Source organism: Geomonas limicola (assembly GCF_014193675.1).
Classification (GTDB): Bacteria; Desulfobacterota; Desulfuromonadia; order Geobacterales; family Geobacteraceae; genus Geomonas; species Geomonas limicola.
The window spans coordinates 649,842-669,919 of record NZ_BLXZ01000002.1 but is presented as its reverse complement, the minus strand read 5'-3'; the positions used below and the strand labels follow the sequence as shown (position 1 = coordinate 669,919).

Sequence of the window (20,078 nt, the reverse complement as noted above, 5' to 3'; positions counted from 1 at the left end):
CAAAGGGGAGATTATCCCAGATCCACGCGCGAATTCAAGGTTAATGTGCCCGGCGCTCCTGCCGGTTCCTGAGCGGGAAGTTAAAAGACTCTGCATGTCCCCATAAAACCTAAAGTTTTGCTGCACCAACCCGACATTTTTGTGTATACTCGGCCCGCATCGACCCGAAGTGGCAGATCGTTAATTAGATTTTGCCCGTCGCGGGAGTTCTCGATACCGAGTTCGGCATCCCTGTCTTTGGACTGCTTTGATATCCCAACCTGCAAGGAGTGGCACATGATCAGACGTTCAGCAGCAGTAGCGGCAATTCTCCTCGGTATCGGCTCCACGGCTCACGCGCTTGAATTCCAGCCCCTGGGCGCCGGTTCGCTCGGCGTCGGCGGTTCCGGCGTCGCACGCACCTACGGCGCCATGGCCCCCTACTGGAACCCGGCGGGCCTCGCCTTCGCCCCGAAGACCGTGACGGTCTCCCTCACCGCGGGAGCGGGCCTCAACACCCACGGCAAGCTTGCCGAAGATCTCGACAACCTGGTGAAGGCAAACGACGCCTGGAACGGCACCCAGAACCAGACCAATGCCGACGCGCTCGCTAACGCCTTCAACACCCTGGTCGACACCAACACCAAGGACAACTTCCACGTCACCGGTGGGGCGGCCCTCGGGGTGCAGATCAAGCATTTCGGCTTCGGAGCCTACGGCACCGCCGAAGTCGGAGCCAACCCCGACCCGGGCGGCACCAAGCTCACGGTTCCCGTCACGGTGAACGGCTCCACCCAGAGCACCATCGACGCCGCACTCTCCTCGAAAACCGTCACCACCCGCGGCATCGTGCTGACCGAGGTACCGGTATCCTACGGCCACGCCTTCGATGCAGGGAAGTGGGGCAAGCTGGGCGTGGGTGCCAGCCTTAAATACTTGAACGGCATGGTTACCATGAAGGAGAACCTGCAGATCTACGACGCCGCCAATAAATCGGTCATCTCCTCCTCGGACCTCTTCAAGGAAGGGAAGAAGAACTTCCACGACTCCTCGTCCTTCGGCATCGACCTCGGCACCCTCTGGAAGCCGGTACCCTCTTTCGCCGTGGGCCTGGTCGGCAAGAACCTGAACTCCCCGTCCTTCAAGGCGAAAAACGGCGAGAAGATCAGCGTCGGACGCCAGGTGCGTGCCGGTGTTTCCTGGGACGCCCTCTCCTGGCTGGAGCTGACCGGCGACATCGATGTCCTTTCCAACTCGACCATCATCCCCGGGATGAAGAGCCAGAACCTGGGCGGCGGCGCCGAGTTCCACCCCTTCAGCTGCCTTAAGCTGCGCGCCGGTGGCTACACCAACCTCGCCGACTCCGGCTCCGACGGTGCGGTCACCGCCGGCTTGAGCATCGGCATCCCCTGGTTCTTCCTGGACATCGACGGCGCCTACGGCTTGGGGACCGCGAAATTCGATAACCACTCCTACCCCAGCGAAGCGAAGGCCCAGGTCAGCTTAAACTTCGCGTTCTAGACAAGAAGGGTGGGGGGGAAGGTTGCACCTCTACCCGGCTGGCGGCTTCACCCACCCCCTAACCCCCCTCCCGTCAAGGGAGGGGGGAAAAACGAAAGCGAGGCCGAGGAAAGGATGCAGACTGCACCCCCACCTCGGCCTCTTCTTTTTAAGAAACCCATCCGGCCACCACTAACATAATGAACCACCTCTAACTTTACTCTCAAAAACTTCGTAGTTCTCAGCATTAACCTTAACCTCAACCCGTCTCTCGCCGTATACATGATTACCCATATTCTTGAATAATGATAACATTGTGGCCATGGTTACCTCGCTGCTTTCCACAGACGATCTGCGCCAGGCCTGCGACCTTATCGACGCCAGCGGCCTGAGCTTCGAGCCCCCTTTCGACGACCTGGTAGGTATCTTCCAGGCCGGCCGACTGCAGGCGGTGGGCGCACGCGAAGGGCGGGTCCTCAAGATGCTCGCGGTGGCGCCCGAGGCGCAGGGGGGGAGCCTGTTGGACGAGATCGTCACCGTCCTGGTGGGACGCGGCTACCAGGAGGGGCTCGACTCCTTCTTCATCTTCACCTCGCCCGGCCAGGTCACCAGCTTCCAGGCCCTCAACTTTCACCTCCTGGCCGCCTCGTCGAAGAGCGCGCTCCTGGAATACGGCGACGGCCTGGGGCGCTACCTGAACCGGCACCGCCAGCTGGTCACCCCGGGGCCCAACGGCGCCATCGTCGCCAACTGCAACCCGTTCACCCTGGGGCATCGTTACCTGGTCGAGGAGGCCGCCTCCCAGGTCGAAAAGCTTTACCTCTTCGTGGTGCGCGAGGAACGCTCGCTGTTCTCCTTCGACTACCGCCACCGGATGGTGCGCGAGGGAACCGCTGACCTCCCCAACGTGATCCTCCTGGACACCTCCAGCTACGCGGTCTCCAGCGTCACCTTCCCCACCTACTTTCTGAAGAACGGCGATCCGGGCGGTGTCCTCCAGATGGAGCTCGACCTCTTACTCTTCGCCAAGCACATCGCACCCTTTTTCCACATCACCCGGCGCTTCGTGGGAAGCGAGCCGCTCTCCCCCACCACCGCGAGCTACAATGCGGCGATGCAGCGGATCCTCCCCGAGCACGGCATCGAGGTCAGCGAACTCGAGCGGGTGGACGCGGGGAGCGCCCCGATCAGCGCAACCCGGGTCCGGGCGCTTCTGGCCGAGGGGGACTCGCGGCAGCTCGCGAGCCTGGTGCCGGAGACCACGCTCAACTTCCTGTTGTCGCGCGAAGGGCGGCGGGTCTGGGACCCCAAAGGAGAGGCAGCATGAAAATCACGCGTAAGGTGCAGGCCGGGACCATGCAGTCCAGCGACCTGATGGTATTTCTCGAGCCGGCGGAGCACCTCACGGTGACCATCGAGTCGACGGTTTTGAAGCAGTTCGGCGAGCTGATCCGGGCCAAGGTCGACGAGGTGCTCGCGCGGCACCACGTGGAATCAGGCGAGGTGCGCATCACCGACCGCGGCGCCCTGGACTACGCCATCGAGGCTCGCCTGGAGACCGCCCTTCTACGGGCAGCGGAGGAGTAAGACGTGAACATGGAAGGGCTCTGGTACAAGGAGTGTTCCCAGGGGAGACGCTTCATCATCAAGATCACGCCGGGCGAGAACCTGACCACCCGGCTTCTGCAGTTCGCCCACCTGGCCGACGTGCGCTACGCCATGATCGTCTCGGCGCTGGGGAGCGTGAAGAACGTGAAGCTGCGCGGCATCAAGACCGGCGCCAAGCTCCCGATCACCGCCCCGCGGGTCACCATCCACGAGATCGAGGGACCGCTCGAGCTTCTCGGGCTGCAGGGGAACATCGTCCCCGGCGAGGACGACCTTTTGGACTGCCACTTCCACATCATGATGTCGAAGTCCTCCGGCGAGGTGGTGGGGGGGCATCTCTACGACGCCCAGGTCTTCGCCACCTGCGAGATCGTGCTTACCGAGCTCTCCGTCGAGGGGGTCGAGCGCCACGTCTCCAAGATGGGGGGGATCCCCACCCTCTACATCGACGAAGGGGGTGCCTAAATGGGCGATTTCAAGCTGAGGCGCTCGCTTTTGTACGTGCCGGGCAACATGCCCTCCATGCTGCAGAACATCCCGATCTTCAACTGCGACGCGGTGATCATCGACCTGGAAGACGCCGTCCCGATGAGCGAGAAGGACGCGGCGCGCCACCTGGTGAAACACTTCCTGATGAACTACACCGAGCGCAACAAGGAACTTTTGGTGCGCATCAACCCCCTCGACTCCAAGTGGGGCTACGAGGACCTGAAGGTGGTGCTCCCGGCGCTCCCCGACGGCATCCGCCTCCCCAAGGCGGACACTCCGGAGATCGTGGAGCGGCTCGACACCCTTTTGACCGAGTTCGAAGAGGAACTGGACCTCGAGATCGGCCGTTTCCGGGTGCTCCCCTCGCTGGAGAGCGCGCTCGCCATCATCAACGCGGTGGGGATCGCCAACAGCTCGCAGCGCATCTTCGCGCTCGCCTTCGGCGCCGAGGACTACACGGCCAGTATGGAGATCGAGCGGACCAAGGGGGGCGAGGAGCTCTTCAACGCCCGTACCCGGGTGCTCTGGGCCGCCAAGGCCGCCGGCATCCAGGCCATCGATACCATCTTCGCCGACGTGAACGACATGGAAGGACTGAAAGCCGAGACCGAGCTCGCCAAGAGGCTCGGCTACACCGGGAAGTGCCTGGTCAACCCGCGCCAGATCGAGGTGGTGCACGACGTCTTCGCCCCGAAAAAGGAGGAGGTCGACTACGCCCTGCAGGTCATCGAGGCGATCCAGCGGGCCCGTGCGCTGGGTACCGGCGTCATCTCCCTGAAGGGGAAGATGGTGGACGCCCCGGTCGTGAAGCGCGCCGCGCGCGTCCTGCGCACCGCCTACGCCCACGGCATGGTGGACACCCTGATCGACGAGGAGGCCATCCATGGCGCTCAATAGCCTCGGGCGGGAGATCCCGGCAAGCTACGCGGGACGCACGCTTACCCCCTACCGCGACCCCTTCTCGAACCAGCCCTCCGGCCTCGCCGCCCCGCGCCCCATCACCCGGGTGAACCCGGGGACCAGCAAGCTGGTTGGCTCGCTCAGGGAAGCGATCGAGGCGAGCGGGCTTAAAGACGGCATGACCATCTCGACGCACCACGCGCTGCGAAACGGCGACTACCTGTTGAACGCGGTAGTGAACGAGATCGCGGCGCTGGGGATCCGCGGCATCTGGATCGCATCCTCGTCGGTGCACCCGGTGCACGCCGAGATCATCCCGCACATCAAAAGCGGCGTGATCGCCGGCTTCCAGTGCGGCGTGAACGGGCTTATCGGCGAGCTCGCCAGCAAGGGGGAACTCCAGGTCCCCATCATCGTGCGCTCCCACGGCGGCCGGGCCCGGGCAATCCTGGAAGGGTCGGTGAAGATCGACGTCTCCTTCATCGCCGCCCCCTGCTGCGACCCCTGCGGGAACTTGAACGGCTACTTCGGCCCCTCGGCCTGCGGCAGCCTGGGGTACGCGCAGAGCGACGCCCTGCACGCGGCCTGTGTCGTGGCCGTAACCGACAACCTGGTCCCCTACCCCGCGGTCCCCGTGGTGATCCCGCAGACGCTCGTGGACTTCGTGGTCCAGGTCGAAAGGCTCGGCGACCCGGCGAAGATCGTCTCCACCACCACCCGCATCACCACCGACCCGGTCGGCCTGCAGATCGCCTCCTACGCCGCGCAGGTCATCGAGGCCTCGGGGCTCTTGCAGGACGGCTTCTCCTTCCAGACCGGCTCGGGCGGCATCTCGCTTGCCGTGGCGGACAAGATGAGAAGCGCCATGCGCCGCGGCAACATCAAGGGGAGTTTCGGCTGCGGCGGCATCACCGGCTACTTCGTCGGGATGCTCGAGGAGGGGCTTTTCTCCTCGCTCATGGACGTGCAGTGCTTCGATACCGAAGCGGTGCGCTCCATCGGGGTGAACCAGGCGCACCAGGAGATCAGCGCCGACCTCTACGCGAACCCCTTCAACCGAGGCGCGGTGGTGAACCGGCTGGACTGCGTGATCCTGGGCGCCACCGAGGTGGACTGCAACTTCAACGTGAACGTGAACACCGAGAGTAACGGCTACCTGCTGCACAACACCGGCGGGCACTCGGACACCGCGGCCGGCGCCAAGCTCTCCATCATCGTGGCCCCCTCGATCCGCGGCAGGCTCCCCATCGTGCGCGACCAGGTGACCACCATCACCACCCCCGGCGAAACCATCTCGGTGGTGGTGACCGAGCGCGGCATCGCGGTGCACGACCGGCATCCCGAGCTGAAAGAGGAGCTTATCCGGCGCAAACTGCCGGTAAAAGAGATCCACGACCTGCAAAAAGAGACCTGCAGGATCACCGGAACGCCGCGACCTCTTGACTTTGAGGATGAAATCGTGGCACTTATCGAATACCGTGACGGGTCGATCATCGATGTGGTGCGACGCGTTAAGGAATAGCCTCCTGGCGGCACGCGACCGGCGCCAGGCACTCCTCGAGCGCCGGTTCCCCAGCGAGTACCCCGCCATCCTCATGCTGAGCCTCAACCTGCCGGGTGACCGGAAGACCGGGCCGCGGGCGGAGCGCCTCTTCCGGTGGGGCGAGCAGGCCCTGCTGGCCGCGCTGCCGGCCCGACTCCTCGCGCGGGAGGACGACGCGCTCGGCCCCTTCGCCCTGTACGGCGTCGGGCTTGCGGCCGAACCGGCGAAACGCAAGGCCATCGAGGTGGAAACGGCGCACCCCGCCGGCCGCCTCCTGGACCTTGACATCTACGACCCCTCCGGGCGTCCCGTGGACCGCGCCGGCTTGGGCATTTCCCCCAGAACCTGCCTTATCTGTAGCGAGGCAGCAGTTGCCTGCATCCGGGCCGGGCGTCACGACGGCGCCCAACTGCAGGCACGCGCACACGCGGTGATCGATGCACTCTAACACTACCTATTGCACAACCGATCCTGCACCCGCCCACCTGGGGAAGCTCGCCCAGGACCTGGTGCGCGGCGCCTTTCTGGAACTCTACCTGACTCCCAAGCCGGGCCTCGTCGACTTAAACGACAGCGGCTCGCACCCCGACCTCTCCGTGGCACGCATGGAGGCCTCCCTGCAGATCGTCTCCTGCTACCTGGGCGACCTGGCCGACGCCCTGGCAGGCGGCGAGCCGCTGGCCGCCCAGGTGCGCCTGGGAACCGCGGCCGAGCGGGCCATGCTGCGCCTGACCGGCACCAACTGCCATCGCGGCTACATCTTCGTAAGCGGTATGCTGCTCGCCGCCAGCGCCCTGGTTCCAAGCCTCGACGAGAAGCTTTTGAGCCAGGAGATCGCCCTCCTCGCCAAGCGTTTCTTCGCCCGCGGCGAGTACGAGTCGACCAACGGCAGCAAGGCGCGCAGCCGCTACAAGGTAGGGGGGGTGCGCCACGAGGCACTCTCCGGATTCACCACCCTCTTCGAGCACGCCCTCCCCGTCTTCCGCCAGGAGATCGCCTCCGGCGGCAACCGCGGTACCGCCACCTACGCCATGCTCGGGCGGCTCATGCAGACCGTGGAGGACACCACCGCGCTGCACCGCTGCGGCCCCGAAGGACTTAAGACCGTGCAGGAAGACGGCAGGACCCTGGAGCGCATGGTGCTCGAGCGCGAGGATTTCCTCGGCTTTCTCATCGAGCGCAACGCTTATTACATCGAGCAGAACCTCACCATGGGCGGCGTCGCGGACCTGCTCGGCCTGGCGCTCTCCTGGCTCAGCCACACCGGCGAACTCGCCCCCCCAGCCGCGCGCCCCGCGGCGCAGCTGGAGCAGGTCTCCGCCTGCCACGGCTGACCCTCCCCGCGCCCTGGCGCACCCGCTGTAGGACTGAATCCCACCCCAGATTAGCGTTTACTTTAACGGCTACGGCATGTTAGAATCCCTGCGCTCATCTCTATCCTGCTTTCCCCGACACTACCAGAAGGTTTTCAGCCCATGTCATTCGACGGCGATTTGGAACACCTCCCCATTGTCGATGTCATCCAGCTCCTGCACGCCACGGGTAAATCGGGCACGCTGACCCTGCGTGGCCCCAAGGGTGACAGTCAGCTGGTCTTCCACGACGGCTACATTGTCAGTGCCAACCACGTCAATAACAGTGTGCGCATAGGTCAAGTCCTGATCGACATGGGAATGATCAGCCCGGAAGAGCTCTCCGCGGCCCTGAACGAACAGCAGCGGGCCGGCGCAGCGCGCAAGCCGATCATCCAGACCATGATCGAGGCGGGGCGCATCCGCACCGAAGACGCCTACCAGGGGCTGGAAGTCCTCATCGAGATGACCATCGTCGAGGTGCTCACCTGGGTGCGCGGCACCTTCTCCCTCGACGTCACCAAGACCTTCGTCTCGGACGAGTACCGCTACTTCCCCGAACAGCTGAAGAAGGACATCCAGCTCAACACCCAGAACGTGCTGATGGACGCCCTGCGTATCTACGACGAGCGCAAGCGCGACGGCACCCTCTCCTCCGAGCTCATCTTCGGCAAGATCCCGACCCTCCCGGAGACCGAGGAGTTGCAGGGGCCGGACCTCTCCGCGGAGGACCTGGGGCTCGACGCACTGGACCTCCTGGATAGCCACATCCCCACCCCCTTTGCAGGGCTTTCCGACCAGGAACCCGACACCCCGCGCTCCCGTCTGAAGGGGTTGCTCACCGGGGTCCCGGCCGAGGAGCAGGAACGGTTTTTCAGGTTCCTCGACTCGCTGCTGGGTGCCTCCGCGCTCCCCGCCGATGGTACCGGCGTAATCCTCTTTACCTCGGACAAGGTGCTGCGCGAGTGCGTTGCCGCCGCCTGCGGCCCGCTCTTCAGGATCGCGACCAACGATCCTGCCGGTCTCGACCCGATCCTCGACCAGTCGTTGTCGCGCGGCGTGGCCCCCCTCTTGCTGCTTGATCCCGGCGAGCCGGGAACCCGGCGACAGGGGCGCGAGGAGCTCCTCGACCTGGTGCACCAGAAGCGGCAGAAGTACCCGGACCTCACCATCGTGGTCCTTGGCTGTCCCGGCGACTTCCGACTCGGCGCGCTGGCACTGCAGGCCGGGCTCAAGACCGTGCTCCCCAGGGCAAGCCGCGAGGAGCGCCCGGAAAGCTTCCTCGACGACGCGATCGAGTGCACCCGCGCCCTGAGCCGCTACCTGAAAGACTTGGGGAGCCAGCCCGGGCAGGGGCTCCTGCAGCAGTTCAAGGGGATGCTCGTGGGGCTTTCCGAGCAGCGCGAGCCCTCCGAGGTCACCTTCCAGCTCTTGAAGGCGATCGGCGGCCTCTTCGACCGGGCCCTCACCCTGGTTGCAGTGCGCTCGGAGCTCATCGCCGAGCGCGGCATCGGCTTCGACGCCCCGGGCCAGGTAAGCTCGCTGAAGCTGCGCCTCCCCCTTGGTGGGGACTCGCTGGTGCAGCAGACGCTGGACCAGCGCACCAGCTACTATGGCGTCCCCGACGCCGCGCTGAGCCAGAACCTCTTCCCGGTGATCGGCGCACCGGCGAGTCAGAAGGTGCTGCTCCTGCCGGTGCAGAGCTTCGGCCGGGTCATCGCCCTCATCTACGCCGATTTCGGCAGCCGGGCCGGCGGGTCACCCCAGCCGGAACTTTTGGAGATGCTGGCCCTGCACGCCAGCCTGGTCATCGACAACGCGCTCTACCGCAAGCGGGTGGCACAGAAGTAACCACTTAAACCTGAAGGGGCAGCCATGGATTCCAAGATACTGGTCCAGATTCTTGAGATTGCCTTCAACAAGAAGGTGTCCGACGTACATTTCGAGGTGGACAACCCCCCCTTTTTCCGGGGCAAGGGACAGATCATCCGGTCCAAGCTCCCCAACCTGACCCCTGCCGACACCGAGTTCATCGCCAACACCATCCTGGAGCACAACAACCGGCGCTGGGAGCCGGACCAGAAGGAGTTCGACACCTCCTTCTCGCTCCCCACCGGCGCGCGCTTCCGGGTGAGCATCTTTAGGCAGCGTGGCCACTTCGGCATCATCATGCGCGTGATTCCAGCCAACATCGGCACCTTCGACGAGCTGAGACTCCCAAGCGTCCTGGGTGATATCGTGAAGGCCCCCAACGGGCTCATCCTGGTGACCGGGCCTACCGGCAACGGCAAGTCCACCACGCTCGCCTCGATGCTGCGCCACATCAACGAGAACTTCAGCTACAACTGCATCACCATCGAGGACCCGATCGAGTTCCTGTTCTCCTCGATGAAAAGCTGCATCATCCAGCGCGAGGTGGGGATCGACACCGACAGTTTCGCGAGCGCCCTGAAGGCTTCCCTGCGCATGGACCCCGACATCATCATGGTGGGCGAGATGCGCGACACCCAGACCATCGAGTCATGTCTCATGGCCGCCGAGACCGGTCACCTGGTGCTCTCCACCCTGCACACCCAGGGTGCGGTCTCGACCATCAACCGTATCGTGGGGCACTTCCCGCCCGACGCCCAGGAGATCGTGCGGCACCGGTTGGCCGACATCCTGGTGGCGACCGTCTCGATCCGGCTCATCAAGAACAAGACCGGCGATTTTATTTTGCCGGCCCTGGAGATCATGCGTTCCACCACGACCATCCAGAGCTGCATCCGCGAGGGGCGTCTGGACGAGATCGAGGGGCACATGGAGAACGGCCGCAGCCAGTACCAGATGCAGACCCTCGACCAGCACCTGATCCAGCTGCACGAGCAGGACCTGATCACCATGGAAGAGGCCAAGCGCCTGTCCCACTCCACCGACCTGGAGCGCAAGCTGATGTTCACCAGTTGAGGCGGCGCCGGCTTTACCGGTTTTCAGTCACCCAAAATAAAAGAGAGCTCCCGGAGTCATTCCAGGAGCTCTCTTTGTTTGCAGGATCGAGAAGTAGTCCCCCCTCCCTTGACGGGAGGGGGTTAGGGGATGGGTGAAGCTGGCAGCTCTGCTGAGGTGGCGCCTTCCCCCTCACCCTGTCCCTCTCCGCAAGGGGAGAGCGGACGCCATGGCAAGTTTTTCCGGATGCAAGCCCATTTCCTTGGTAGCTCGCGTAGAACCAACCGTTTCTAGCCAAACTGCGCCAGAAATTCCTGCACCTCTTTGCGCAGCTCCGCCGTCTCGGCGCGCAGGTCGGCGATCTCGTTCTCCAGCTTCTGGAGCCGCCCGGTCATGGGGAGCTTGTAGGGAAGCGCGGGTTCGGAAACCTCTTCTTCCTCTTCCTCGGGGAGCTCCGGCATCCCGCCGAACACCTGGGCGTAGCGCACCTCCTTGCGCCCCGACTGACGCGGCAGCCGCACCACCAGGGGGGGACCGGCGCGCATGAGCTCGCCGAGCACCTCATCCACCGCCTCGATGTCGGCAAAGGGTGCCATCCGCTCGGCGCGGTTGCGCAGCTCGCCGGCGGTCTGCGCCCCCCTCAGCATCAGCTCGGCCAGGATCGCCCGTGCCGGCACCGCCAGACCGAGCTTGTCAGCCGCCGAGTGAACGTACTTGGCCACCCGTCCGCCGGTGGTGGTGAGCCGCGCGAGCCCCCGCGCCCCCAAAGCCTCCAGCACCTTCTGCACCTCGGGCTCGCTAAGCGAGAGCACCGGGTCGCGGTTCGATTTCTGGTTGCAGGCACTCATGAGCGAGTTAAGGCTCAGCGGGTAGTTCTCCGGGGTGGTCAGCTCTTTCTCCATCAGGCAGCCGAGCACGCGGATTTCCAGGTCGGTCAGGTTCATCTTCATCTGCTGCTCCTTCTAGGACTGCGTCATTCCATGATCTGGATGGTGCCGATCCTCGGCTGCGGCACGAGGGCCTTGGTAAGCGCGCTCACCCCTTCGCCGACGTACAGGGTGGCGATAAACACCACGGCGGAGAGCAGGATCCCCACTGCGAGGTTCCCCTGGCGTACCTGCTCCCCCAGGCTCAGCGCCGGGTTCAGCTTGTTGACCATCCTCCCGAACAGCCGCAAAGTCAACGAAATGGTGAAGATGGCGAAGAACAGGGTGATCACCAGGTGCCCCAGGGTAAGGAGCGCGGTCTGCCAAAGCGGGAAGGCGACATCTGCGGGGGCCGAGATGGAGAGCCGGAACATCCCGACCGACGCCCCCACCCCCTTGCGCAGCATGAGCGCTGCCGACACCATGATGGCGGAGACCAGGATCCCCACCGCAGGGTTCCCCTTGATGATCTCCTCTTCCATGTCGAATTCCGGGTTGGCCTTGATGAACACGCGGTAGATGACGTAGATGATCAGTCCGGACAGGACGATCATCAGGCCGAGTTCGAAAAAGCTCACCAGAAGGCGCAGGAAAAACATGAGGTCTCCAGTTGTCAGTTGGTAAACGGTTCCACCGCCATGCCGGCGCCGGAGTTGAGCAGGGCGGTCGTGGTCGGTCCCACCATCCCGGGCGGGAGCCAGGCCGGCCCCGAGGGCTCCATCAGCACGTAGCGCAGCCCCTGGTACTCGACGTAGGCGTCACCCTTGCCCGGATTGCGCAGGACCCCCATCAGGTAGTGGTCCGGCACCCCGATGCCGACCAGCTTCACCTTGTTCCAGTTCATGAGCAGGGCCGCCAGGAGCACGCTCTTGGTATCACAGTCCCCTTTCCCCTTGGCCACCGCCTCCAGCGGCGGATAGATGCCGCCGGTCTGCCGGCCGTCGATCACCATGGGGACCGCCTCGTAGCGGAACGCGGTCTGCACCAGCGACAGGGCCGCCCCGATAACCTCGGAGGAATCGTAGCCGTTTTTCTCCGCGATCGCCCCGAGCGCCTGGGCCATGGGGCGCAACTCCTTCACGTTACGGCCCGCTATGCCAGGAAGGTCCGCGCTGAGCGTGTTCCCCGGCAGGATGGTGAAGCCGCGCGAGGTGAGAAAGGAGCGGTACTTGGCGCGGTACTCCGCCTTGATGGCGGCTCCGGCCCGGTTCAGATCCTGCTGGCTCTGCCGGTTCTGCACCGCGTAGCGGTACGCCTCGTCCAGCGCCTTCTTCTGCCACTGGGTGAGCGACTCCAGCTCCGACGGGAAATAGCCGTACCCCTGGAGGTAGCGGACCAGCTCCCGGGTCGAGATCGTCAGCCCCGCCCGCAGGGAGTCGTTGTTGAAGTTGCGGCAGCCGTACTCGGCACAGATCTCCCCCCGTTTCTCCTCGATGCGCTGGAACTGCGCGGCACCGACCGCACCGGGACGCTGTTCGGGGACCGGTGCGTGAACCGAGAGGGTCTCACCGGCCCCGGCTCGCCGCCCCACAACGCCCGCGGCAGTTGACCGCTGGCGCCCTTCCACCTGCACGACCACGGTCGCACAGAGGATCAGCGCGCCCAGGCACAGTACCGACCAGAGTTTCAGTCCCGGTACCGAGAAGCAGCGTTCTTCTTCGCCAGAAGCTATGACAGATGAAGCTCGCTCAGAGAGCATCTGCGTTGTGTCCTCTCAACCTGCATGGCGTTGCGACACAGTCCCAGACGAGACATGCTATCGCTGTGCCTTATCCTTGTCAAACCGGCCGTTTGCCTCTGCCAGTTCCAGCCGCCGAGCGGGCTAGAGGCCGGGGCTCCCGGCACGCACGGTCGAAAAGGGGTGACAGGAAAATTCGAAACGGGTATCATTCCCGAGGTTGCCGGCACAGTTCCGGCTCCGCCCGCAGCGACCTTTCACACGTTCCCGCGCCCCTGCCAACCGCACGGCCCGCCGTACCACACTATATCGGGAGCGCACCAGATATCATTAGCCCTTTCCCTCGCGCTGCATCCGGAGGGAAGGGATCCTTACGAGGTACCTCATGGGTAATCGCAGAACGCTCTGCCTGATCGCCGCGCTGCTCCTTGCCTTTTCCGGCAAGGCACGTGCCTTCTGCTTCGAGGAAGCGGGAGCGCAGTACGGCATCAACCCGCAGATCCTGCGCGCCATCGCCAAGGTGGAATCGAACTTCAACCCCCGCTCAGTGCACCGCAACACGAACGGCACCTTCGACTTCGGCCTCATGCAGATCAACTCGAGCTGGGCTCCCACCCTGGGGAAGGAGCGCTGGAACTCGCTGGGGGACGCCTGCGTCAACGCGAAAACCGGCGCCTGGATCCTCTCCATGTGCATCGAGAAGTACGGCTACAACTGGAAGGCGATCGGCTGCTACAACAGCCAGACCCCCGACAAGCGCGACCATTATGCCAGGATGGTCTTCGAGCAGTTGCAGAAGGTGAAGCCGGTACCCGAGGAGGCCTCCTACGCGCCGATCAAGGACCGGCTCGAGGCCCTCATCAAGAACAAGGTCGACGACTGGGTCGCCGGCGCACAGCAGGGGAAGGAACAGTTCGTGGTGCAGGTCCCCCCGGCAGCCGGTGCGGCCGAGCCCCAGGGCGCCGGCCAGGAGCCGCCCAGCCTCTCCGAGACCGCGCTGCAGGGGACGCTCCCGAGTTTAAACGGCAGCCAACCGCTCATGTCCTTCGATCCGGCGCCCGAGGGGCACCAGGGTGAGAACCGCCCGCCGACCCCGTAAAAACAGCTGAAGTTTCAGGGTTACTCCCCCCCCTCCCTTGACGGGAGGGGGTCGGGGGGTGGGTGAAGCTGCCAGCTGCACTGAAGTGGCCCCTTCCCCCTCACCCTATCCCTCCCCCGCAAGGGGAGTGGGGACCGTTCTCCACCGACTTTCCTTTTTTCAGATGAGCCCTGACCTGCAAACGTAGCAGGCAAAAAAGAGACCGCAGCCCCAACCGGGAACTGCGGTCTCTTTGTTTGTATGATTGGGCGCCTTGGCCTAGCGGGACGCGCAGCCGGCGGGGAGGGTCCACTTCACCGTCGGGTCTGCCGGGTCGCTGGTCAGCAGCACCCGCCGCCCTTCCGGGTCGTCCTGCTGCACCAGGAAGCCGGTCTCCGCCTTCCCCCCCTGGATCAGGTGCTTGCCGAAGTCCGGCGTCAGCCCGATCAGGCGCAACAGCTTCTCGCCGATGCTCAGGAAGTCATCCCCCTTGCCGATCATCAGCACCCGGTAGCCCGAACCCTCCAGAAGCCTGAGCAGCGTGTAGCTGTAGGGATCTTCCTCGCCAATACTCACGATGTAGCGCGCGCCGTTCTTCTCGAAGTAACGATCCACCCTGATGCTGTAGGCGTTGGAGGCACCTTCGGCGGACTGGATGATGCGGTTCTTGCTCCAGCGCAGTGCCAGGGCATTCAGCACGGTGTCCACGATGCGGGCAGGCTCACGGTCGCGCACCGAGCAGATCCAGGTGTTGGCGACCGGCGGCGCAGGCTGGGCTGCCGGCGCTGCCGGGGAGACTGCCGCCGACGGCGCAGTGGGGGCCGGGGCCGGAGTCGGGGCCTTGGCTACCGGAGCGGGTGGAGGCGGCAGCTCGCGCGGTGCCGCGGGCGCAGCCGAAACCGGGGGCGCAGCGACCGCGGGGAGACTCGGCAGCGGAGTGGGAGCCGGCACGGGTGCCTGCGCGGCCTCCGGACTGCTGGCCGGCTCATGATGCCGGTGCGTGCGTGCCGAGCGTGCCTGGTGCGCAGAGGTCGGGATCAAGAGGGTGCTCCCCACGGTGAGCCTTCTGATGTCGGGGACGTCGTTGATCCGGATGATCTCCGGGATCAGCTTTTCGGCGGCCTCGTTGGAGAGGCCGAAGCGCGCGACCAGGATCTTGAAAATGTGGTCACCCGGCTTCACCGTGTAGCGGACGTACTCCCCCTCGCCGCTCACGGCGTGGTGCCCGCGGGACGGCTTGGCGCTACGCGCCGGGGCTTCTTTCTTCTTGGCCTTCTTTTCCGGCTTGGGCGGGGGAGTGCTGGAGCGGTCCAGTTCCTTCAGGTCGATATCGTAGGGGGAAGCTGCCTTGGGCTGCGCCGCCGGGGCTGACGCCTTGGGCGCCGAGCGGTCCAGCTCTTTCACGTCTATGTCGAAGGGGGAGGCTGCGGCGTACAGGTGACAGGGAAGCGACAAAAGTGCCACCAGCAAAAAGGCCCCGCCATGTTGTGCATTGGTCATTCCATACCTCAAATCGGTGCTGCTCTGCTGCCGGGGGCTAACGGTAATAGATGACGAACGCCTTCAGGCTACGATCGCTCTTATTCCGGTACACGGTGAGCGCGACGCCGCCGCCTGCATCACCCTGCTGAACCAGATACTTCCCTTTCACACCGCCCGTCCCCACGCGGTACTTCTCGGTTCCGCCAAACTCCTTGAGCGCCCGGGTCAAAAGGGGCTCGGGAAGCGTCTCGCCGTGCAGGGTCAGCACCTGGAGCGCCTTGTAGCGCTCTCCTTCCCTGAAGACCTTGTACTCCGCGCTGGTGCCCACAAAGCGCTGCCAGCCGGGGTGATTCTTGGCGTACTCGGGATCGGGCTTGGTCTGGCCCAAGAGTGCCGGCAACGCCTTCTGGCCGTTTGCAGCAGTCCCAGCAGTCGGAGCGGCGACCGGAGGCGGTGCCACGACGGCCTGCGGCTGCGCCTTGACGGCCGCGGGCGCAGGAACGGGTTGCGGCGGGGCGGGCTGCAGCTTGGGAGCCGGGGCAGGCTGTGGCTTGGCAGCGGGCGCCGCGAGCGGCGCTTCGGCAACCCGGGGTGCCGCCGGCGCTGCCGGGACCGTTTTCTTCTTTTCCTTGGCAGGACGCGCGGAGCTCAAAGGCGCAAGCGCCGGCTCCTTCGGGGCTGTCTTCTTGCCGGCCAGGTAGGAGAACAGCGGCACCAGGATGAGCGCCAGCACCAGGGCAACCGGGATCCAGAGCGGTCGTTTCTCCTTCTTGGCACGCCGCAGCGCATCAGCCAGCGGCTCACCAATCAGGCGTTCTCCCGCACCGTGTTCCTGCTGCGGGCGTTCGGAATGGGCGGCAGCGGCTTCCGGAGCCTTCTTGTGGGCTCCCAGCACGATGCGCTCCTCGATATTCAGGGAACCTTCCGGCCCGGCAGCTTCCTTTTGCGCCTCATCCATCAGGGCTGCAAACGAGGCAAGCTGGGCCGTCTTCTCGGCCGACTGCCCGGAGAGCTGAACCGGGTGGGACTCGCTGAACGGTTCGAACTGGGGGACGAACTGATGCTGCTCGAGCGATTCCGGTTCCGGCGGAGCCTGCGGCTCAGGAGGTGCAGCCTCGGCAGACGGCTCGGCGGGGGCAGACTCGGCGGCCGGCCCGGCCTCGGCAGGCGGCGCCTGGGGCGTTTCCACCCCGGTCTGCACGACCTCGGCCTGCGGCTCGTCCCGCTCCGGTTCTGCCTCCGGCTCCGGTTCGGCAGGCACTGCTTCGACAGGCTCGGTTTCGGAAGGTTTCGCTTCGGCAGGTTCTGTTTCGACAGGCTCCGACGCCGCGGGTTTTGCCGGCACGGGGCGCTGCGGTTGGTAACTCCCCTCCAGCACCTGGCGTACTACGTCTGCCAGTGCCTGGTCCTCCAGCGCCACGTCTACGAACGTCTCCTGGTGCTGAAAGGCCTGATCCATCTCCTCAAAGCTCCCTGCCAAGAGGACGAGCGCGGCGTCCTTGGGGAGCACCTTCTTCAGGTGCCGCACGATGATGTCGCGCGAGAACCCCGAGATGCGCCCCTGCACGAAGGCAAGCTGCGGCGCGGCCGCCGCGATCTCCTGGTCGGCCTGGTTCAGGGTGACCGCGGTCTTAAGCTGCAGGAGTCCCTGTGCTTCGAGCGACTCGAAGACCTGTTGCACTCTGGGGGTATCGGAGATGAGGAGAACGTGCTTCATGAGATCCTTGGAGGGTAGTTCGGGAATTGGCCCATTCTAGGGGAGCAGGGCGCAAGAATCAATAGTATTCAACACCTCGGGGCACATTTTGCAGAACCCCGTGGACCGCGCCGCCACCTCCTCTCGGTCCTCTCAAACAAGCCTATTCATGAAACCAGCGTCGTACGAAGTGGAGGAGAGCCGCCGCGGCAGTTTCCCCGGGAAACTCGGGTTCCTGGAAGGGTTTCCCTTGGAGTAATTTACATTGTCACCTTTCTTAGAAACTGCTATACAGGCTAGCTGCAAGGGTCCCGAGTGCAGCTGGTATGATAGCAAGCCTCTCTTCCCGGTCAACGAGGTGCGCGACCCGGGCTCCGGCAACCGTCGCCCCCGTCGGCTCCGGCTCCTGGCACAGCTGGATGGTCAGCGCATCGAGCACCGGCAAGACCGGGAAATCCTGCTCCAGTCACCTCCCGCGCGTCACCACGCGACGCTTTTCCCTTTACCCTGCAGCAGGTGCGGCCGACCTGCTGGCTGCACGACCGAGAGGGCCAGATCCGCTATGAACATGCTGGACTCCCTGGAACGCAAATTCGGACGTTATGCCATTCCGAACCTGACCCTGTACCTCATCGCGGGCCAGTCACTTTTCTACGTCATGTACCTGACGGGGAAGCTGGAGCGCGGTGCTACCTACTTCTCCGCCGAGTTGCTCCTGCAGGGAGAATGGTGGCGCATCTTCACGCTCCCCTTCGACCCGCCCCGGCAGAGCCTGATCTTCACCCTCATCGCCTGGTATTTCTTCTACATGCTTGGCTCGGCACTCGAGGAGCACTGGGGCGCGTTCCGTTACAACGTCTACCTCCTTTTGGGCTGCCTCATCACCATTGCCGCCGCGTTTCTGGTGCCGGGGTACCCGATCAGCAACGGCTTCCTCGCCGGGTCGGTCTTCCTGGCCTTTGCGACGCTCTTCCCCGAGTTCCAGATCCTGCTGTTCTTCGTCATCCCGGTGAAGATCAAGTGGCTTGCCCTGCTTACCTGGCTGGGCTACGCCTGGCAGCTGATCGCAGGGGACTGGGCAACCCGGGTCATGGTCCTCTCTGCCCTGGCCAACTACCTGATCTTCTTCGCCCGCGACATCGCCGTGAACGCCCGCTACGGCAGCAAACAGCTGACCAGGAAGGCCGCAGGCTTCGCTCCGCGTCGCAGCGAAACCGTGCACCGCTGCAGCGTTTGCGGCATCACCGAAAAGACCCACCCGGAGATGGACTTCCGCTACTGCCCCCAGTGCAAAGGGACCTACGGGTACTGCCGGGACCACATCTTCAGCCACCAGCACAAGAAATAGCAGGGACGGCCCGGCGCACGAAGTCGTGTGTGCACCACCCAACTCACGCCGTCACCACCACGATGCGGAGGGAACATGCTGAACAATCTGAGTAATCTCAACAATATAGGTGACGAGGTCTACCAGACCTGGAGCGACGAGCAGCGCCGTGACGAGATCGGCAAGCTGGTGGAAGGGTACCGCAACGGTATCCCCGCCCAGATCCTCTGCCGGCTCGCCGTCTCCATCGCCGGCAGCCGCAAGCTCGCCGCGGGCCACCTGGCCGCTTTCCTGAGCCTCAAGGAGCGCAAGGCCATGGTCAAAAAGGAATCTGCCGGCGCCGACAGCGACCTGCGCGACCTCCTGAAGGGGACCCTGCTCTTCAGCGGGAGCTAGCCAGGACTGGCGCCCAGGCTCGAAAGCTGGTACAGTTGCCCGGCGGTTCCCCGAGTTCCGTCCAGCTCTCTTTCCAGGTAGCATCGATGACCCTCACCCAGCATCTGGCATTCACCGGCCTTGCCGCCGCAGCCCTCGCCCCGGTCCTTGGCGCACAGGATCTCGCACTCTTTGCCGCAGGCGGAGTGCTGATCGACGTCGATCACTACTTCCTCTACATCCAGCGCCGCAAGAACTTCAGCGTACCGGGGATGTTCCGCTACTTCGCCGAACTGATACCGCTCGAGAGAAGCATCTCCTACGTAGGTCTCTGCGTCTTTCACACCATCGACTTCTTCCTCCTGTTGGCCCTGTTACTCTTCTGGCATCCGCAGCTCTGGCCCCTTTTGGCCGGCTGCCTGTTTCACTTCGTGCTCGACCTGTGCGACCTCAAGCGCAAGGGGATCATCTTCATCCGTCCCTATTTCCTGGTGGAGCACCTGATCAGACGACGCCGCAAGGGGTACCCCTGGTACTGACGCCGGCGCCTCGCAGCTCCCCCCGACCGAAAAAAGATGACAAAAACTGACCGCGACGCTTTTTTCTTGGCTAACGCAGTGGCTGCCAGTATGCTCTCAGCTCCGGAAAACGCCTGGCGCGGGATCCGGTGCGATCAAGATTTCAGGGTAGGGTTTCATGTCCAGAGTAACCATGATCGGTATGCCCGGTTCCGGCAAAAGCGCGGTCGGGCGCCTGGTGGCCGAACGGCTCGGCTGGCAGTTCCTCGACACCGACAAGGTGATCGAGGCGCGCCGGGGAGTTCTGCTGCAGCAGCTCATCGACCGGGTGGGCGAATCGGCCTTCCTGGAGATCGAGGAGGAGACCCTGGTCGATGTCGAGTTCCCCGACTGCTGCGTCATCGCCCCGGGGGGGAGCGCGATCTATTCCGAGGCCGGCATGCAGCGCCTGGCCTCCCTCTCGACGGTGGTCTTCCTGGACGCCCCGATTGCCGAGGTTCGCGAACATATCGCCGGACAGGCCCCGCGCGGGATCATCGGCCTGACGGACGCCGGCAGCCTCGAGGCCCTGCTCGCCATACGCCTGCCGCTCTACCGGCACTGGGCGCACCTCTGCATCCACTGCAGCGAAGCGACCGCTGAATCGGAAGCCGACCAGGTACTTGCACAACTGCAAGCTTACTGGCACAAGGACTGACTGAT

Annotated in this window: 20 protein-coding genes; 15 read left to right on the top strand and 5 right to left on the bottom strand. The window is 64.5% G+C overall.

What is annotated here, in order from left to right; translation table 11 throughout:
• Nucleotides 1-276 precede the first annotated feature (276 nt).
• The 10 genes from traF to H7688_RS06650 all read left to right on the top strand — a co-directional run bounded on the left by traF (nucleotide 277) and on the right by H7688_RS06650 (nucleotide 10,317).
• The gene (traF, locus tag H7688_RS06695) at nucleotides 277-1,500 is read left to right on the top strand and encodes a conjugal transfer protein TraF (RefSeq protein ID WP_183360279.1); all 1,224 of its coding nucleotides are present in this window, start codon (nucleotides 277-279) and stop codon (nucleotides 1,498-1,500) included.
• A 301-nt stretch (nucleotides 1,501-1,801) separates the two neighbouring features.
• Nucleotides 1,802-2,806 (top strand): [citrate (pro-3S)-lyase] ligase, encoded by a 1,005-nt coding sequence (locus H7688_RS06690; RefSeq protein ID WP_183360278.1) that lies wholly within the window; start codon nucleotides 1,802-1,804, stop codon nucleotides 2,804-2,806.
• The gene (gene citD / locus H7688_RS06685; protein ID WP_183360277.1) at nucleotides 2,803-3,066 is read left to right on the top strand and encodes a citrate lyase acyl carrier protein; all 264 of its coding nucleotides are present in this window, start codon (nucleotides 2,803-2,805) and stop codon (nucleotides 3,064-3,066) included. The genes H7688_RS06690 and citD overlap by 4 nt, the downstream gene beginning before the upstream one ends.
• A gap of 9 nt (nucleotides 3,067-3,075) precedes the next feature.
• Nucleotides 3,076-3,552 carry a PPC domain-containing DNA-binding protein gene (locus tag H7688_RS06680; RefSeq protein ID WP_183360367.1) on the top strand — a complete coding sequence of 159 codons (477 nt, stop codon included), beginning with the start codon at nucleotides 3,076-3,078 and terminating at the stop codon, nucleotides 3,550-3,552.
• A complete protein-coding gene (locus H7688_RS06675) occupies nucleotides 3,553-4,473 on the top strand; it encodes an HpcH/HpaI aldolase/citrate lyase family protein (RefSeq protein ID WP_183360276.1) in 921 nt (306 codons plus the stop codon).
• Entirely contained in the window at nucleotides 4,460-5,998 is a 1,539-nt protein-coding gene (gene citF, locus H7688_RS06670; protein WP_183360275.1) for a citrate lyase subunit alpha, read from the top strand. Before H7688_RS06675 ends, citF begins: the two co-directional genes overlap by 14 nt.
• Entirely contained in the window at nucleotides 5,973-6,467 is a 495-nt protein-coding gene (locus tag H7688_RS06665) for a citrate lyase holo-[acyl-carrier protein] synthase (RefSeq protein ID WP_183360274.1), read from the top strand. The genes citF and H7688_RS06665 overlap by 26 nt, the downstream gene beginning before the upstream one ends.
• A complete protein-coding gene (locus H7688_RS06660) occupies nucleotides 6,457-7,353 on the top strand; it encodes a triphosphoribosyl-dephospho-CoA synthase (protein ID WP_183360273.1) in 897 nt (298 codons plus the stop codon). The genes H7688_RS06665 and H7688_RS06660 overlap by 11 nt, the downstream gene beginning before the upstream one ends.
• A 141-nt stretch (nucleotides 7,354-7,494) precedes the next feature.
• Nucleotides 7,495-9,222 carry a DUF4388 domain-containing protein gene (locus H7688_RS06655; protein WP_183360272.1) on the top strand — a complete coding sequence of 576 codons (1,728 nt, stop codon included), beginning with the start codon at nucleotides 7,495-7,497 and terminating at the stop codon, nucleotides 9,220-9,222.
• A gap of 24 nt (nucleotides 9,223-9,246) precedes the next feature.
• The gene (locus H7688_RS06650; RefSeq protein ID WP_183360271.1) at nucleotides 9,247-10,317 is read left to right on the top strand and encodes a type IV pilus twitching motility protein PilT; all 1,071 of its coding nucleotides are present in this window, start codon (nucleotides 9,247-9,249) and stop codon (nucleotides 10,315-10,317) included.
• 269 nt (nucleotides 10,318-10,586) lie between these two features.
• On the opposite strand, the gene H7688_RS06645 is transcribed toward H7688_RS06650, so the two are convergent.
• Genes H7688_RS06645 through H7688_RS06635 form a run of 3 tightly spaced genes read right to left on the bottom strand, consistent with a single transcriptional unit; the run spans nucleotide 10,587 to nucleotide 12,921 of the window.
• Entirely contained in the window at nucleotides 10,587-11,246 is a 660-nt protein-coding gene (locus tag H7688_RS06645; protein ID WP_183360270.1) for a YceH family protein, read from the bottom strand.
• 23 nt (nucleotides 11,247-11,269) lie between these two features.
• On the bottom strand, nucleotides 11,270-11,821 hold the full coding sequence (locus H7688_RS06640) for a DUF350 domain-containing protein (protein WP_183360269.1): 552 nt from the start codon (nucleotides 11,819-11,821) through the stop codon (nucleotides 11,270-11,272).
• A gap of 14 nt (nucleotides 11,822-11,835) precedes the next feature.
• Nucleotides 11,836-12,921: a transglutaminase-like domain-containing protein gene (locus tag H7688_RS06635; RefSeq protein ID WP_183360268.1), complete on the bottom strand. Its 1,086-nt coding sequence runs from the start codon at nucleotides 12,919-12,921 to the stop codon at nucleotides 11,836-11,838.
• A 364-nt stretch (nucleotides 12,922-13,285) separates the two neighbouring features.
• Here H7688_RS06635 and H7688_RS06630 point away from each other — a divergent pair, with 364 nt between their 5' ends.
• Nucleotides 13,286-13,999, top strand: a complete 714-nt coding sequence (locus H7688_RS06630; protein WP_183360267.1) for a lytic transglycosylase domain-containing protein — start codon at nucleotides 13,286-13,288, stop codon at nucleotides 13,997-13,999.
• A gap of 258 nt (nucleotides 14,000-14,257) precedes the next feature.
• Here the strand turns inward: H7688_RS06630 and H7688_RS06625 are convergent, their stop codons facing one another.
• The gene (locus H7688_RS06625; protein WP_183360266.1) at nucleotides 14,258-15,478 is read right to left on the bottom strand and encodes a LysM peptidoglycan-binding domain-containing protein; all 1,221 of its coding nucleotides are present in this window, start codon (nucleotides 15,476-15,478) and stop codon (nucleotides 14,258-14,260) included.
• 37 nt (nucleotides 15,479-15,515) lie between these two features.
• On the bottom strand, nucleotides 15,516-17,177 hold the full coding sequence (locus tag H7688_RS06620) for a hypothetical protein (RefSeq protein ID WP_183360265.1): 1,662 nt from the start codon (nucleotides 17,175-17,177) through the stop codon (nucleotides 15,516-15,518).
• 541 nt (nucleotides 17,178-17,718) lie between these two features.
• Here H7688_RS06620 and H7688_RS06615 point away from each other — a divergent pair.
• From H7688_RS06615 to H7688_RS06600, 4 genes are all read left to right on the top strand, one after another.
• Nucleotides 17,719-18,504: a rhomboid family intramembrane serine protease gene (locus H7688_RS06615; RefSeq protein ID WP_183360264.1), complete on the top strand. Its 786-nt coding sequence runs from the start codon at nucleotides 17,719-17,721 to the stop codon at nucleotides 18,502-18,504.
• A gap of 75 nt (nucleotides 18,505-18,579) precedes the next feature.
• A complete protein-coding gene (locus tag H7688_RS06610; protein WP_183360263.1) occupies nucleotides 18,580-18,879 on the top strand; it encodes a hypothetical protein in 300 nt (99 codons plus the stop codon).
• Nucleotides 18,880-18,965: 86 nt separating this feature from the next.
• Complete coding sequence (locus H7688_RS06605; RefSeq protein WP_183360262.1) at nucleotides 18,966-19,397, top strand: hypothetical protein; 432 nt, start codon at nucleotides 18,966-18,968, stop codon at nucleotides 19,395-19,397.
• A 157-nt stretch (nucleotides 19,398-19,554) separates the two neighbouring features.
• Nucleotides 19,555-20,073 (top strand): shikimate kinase, encoded by a 519-nt coding sequence (locus H7688_RS06600; protein WP_183360261.1) that lies wholly within the window; start codon nucleotides 19,555-19,557, stop codon nucleotides 20,071-20,073.
• Nucleotides 20,074-20,078: the final 5 nt, after the last annotated feature.